Genomic DNA, 1,392 nt, shown 5'->3' with positions numbered 1-1,392 from the left:
CCAGCTTGCAAATGATTGTCCTTTCCTTCATTTCTCTCCTATTACGAAGATTTTAAACAGGTTCTTAGGCCCAAACACTTCCCCAGCCATAATAACGTTATCTTTGGTGACTAAAGTCTCTATTGCAGCTCGCGCAAAAGGATCAGCAAAAAGGTACTCATCAAGTATTGCATCTGAAATTTGATCTGCTACTTTATCTGGATGACCAGCCGCCACTGATTCACTGGTTACTAAATTTTCATATAAACTCATGTTTTTGCTTATACAATATCAAAACCGCTATAGGAAACACAGTTAGTAACTACTAAATGGTGGGTCTGGGAAGAGTTGAACCTCCGACCTCACGCTTATCAGGCGTGCGCTCTAACCACCTGAGCTACAGACCCATGATCTACTCAAGCTGAAGCTTTCATATTATCTGTAGGCACGATATCAATAAAAGTCTTTTTATTTGCTGACCTTCTAAAGCTGACCCAGCCTTCTATTTTAGCAAAAATCGTATGATCTTTACCTATACCAACATTCCTCCCAGGATGGAATTTTGTGCCTCTTTGGCGCACAATTATGTTACCAGGAATAACCTTCCCATTCTTCTTTATTCCTAACCTACGACCCGCTGAATCTCTACCATTACAGGAACTACCACCTGATTTTTTAGTTGCCATATCTTACCTCTTACTTTTGAAGACTAATTTCATTTATACGAAGAACAGTTATATACTGCCTATGACCAGTTTTCCTACGGTAATTTTTTCTTCTTTTCTTCTTAAAGATTATAATCTTTTCCCCCCTGCACTGCTCCAACACTTCAGCTTTAACAGTAGCATTAGATGAATAAGATAAGCCATTATTTGAAATACAAATCACCTTATTGATTTCCACCTCTTTTTTTTCTTCAGCTTCTAACTTCTCTACCTTTATTATACTACCTTCTTTTACTAAATATTGCTTTCCACCAGTCTCAATTACCGCAAACATGACAAATATAAATTATTGTTATTAACTTTAATCGTAAACGATGTCATATACGCTGTCAATATAAATAAAAAGCATGACTTAACGTTCTTTTTGAGCTACTAAAATACTTCTATCTGTTTTCATCTTTTATCTACCTTTTCTCAGACAGTAGACTTCTTGCATAACCTAAGCAGAAAAAAGGCAAATAGTTATTATAGCTCTAAGTTTACCGACACCGTCATGCAAGTAGCCCCTTCTCCTGTCATCCGAGTAGCTGACACTGGTTCCTTTATGACGATGTCATCCAAGTGTCAGCTACTCGGATGACAAAAAAAGGAGCACTAGGATGACATCATCCTTTTTTGGGATTCCAGTGGGCTTTGTTGCATAGGAACTGAAAAAATCTGGTGGCTACTGACAAAATTCATTATAAAA

General features: G+C 37.3%; 2 protein-coding genes, 1 tRNA gene and 1 pseudogene. All 4 read right to left on the bottom strand.

The genetic code is table 11. The features are described 5' to 3' along the window. Positions 1–66 precede the first annotated feature (66 nt). A pseudogene (locus tag OZD61_RS02780) lies at positions 67–252 on the bottom strand (S-adenosylmethionine synthetase N-terminal domain-containing protein); the annotation flags it as partial. A gap of 57 nt (positions 253–309) precedes the next feature. Beyond that, positions 310–386, bottom strand: a tRNA-Ile gene (locus tag OZD61_RS02775). A gap of 9 nt (positions 387–395) precedes the next feature. After that, positions 396–665, bottom strand: coding sequence for a 50S ribosomal protein L27 (gene rpmA / locus OZD61_RS02770; RefSeq protein ID WP_274979763.1), 270 nt, complete (start codon positions 663–665; stop codon positions 396–398). Between the two features lie 10 nt (positions 666–675). Continuing rightward, positions 676–978, bottom strand: coding sequence for a 50S ribosomal protein L21 (gene rplU, locus OZD61_RS02765; RefSeq protein ID WP_006279565.1), 303 nt, complete (start codon positions 976–978; stop codon positions 676–678). Between the last annotated feature and the right edge of the window lie 414 nt (positions 979–1,392).

It is taken from the genome of Wolbachia endosymbiont of Drosophila bocki, from assembly GCF_028982005.1.
In the GTDB taxonomy this organism is placed as follows: Bacteria; Pseudomonadota; Alphaproteobacteria; order Rickettsiales; family Anaplasmataceae; genus Wolbachia; species Wolbachia pipientis.
This window is presented reverse-complemented; position numbering and strand designations above follow the sequence as displayed.

Excerpts from the sequence above, each read along its gene's own strand:
- rplU (WP_006279565.1), bottom strand. The coding sequence starts at position 978 with ATGTTTGCGGTAATTGAGACTGGTGGAAAGCAATATTTAGTAAAAGAA.
- rpmA (WP_274979763.1), bottom strand. The coding sequence starts at position 665 with ATGGCAACTAAAAAATCAGGTGGTAGTTCCTGTAATGGTAGAGATTCA.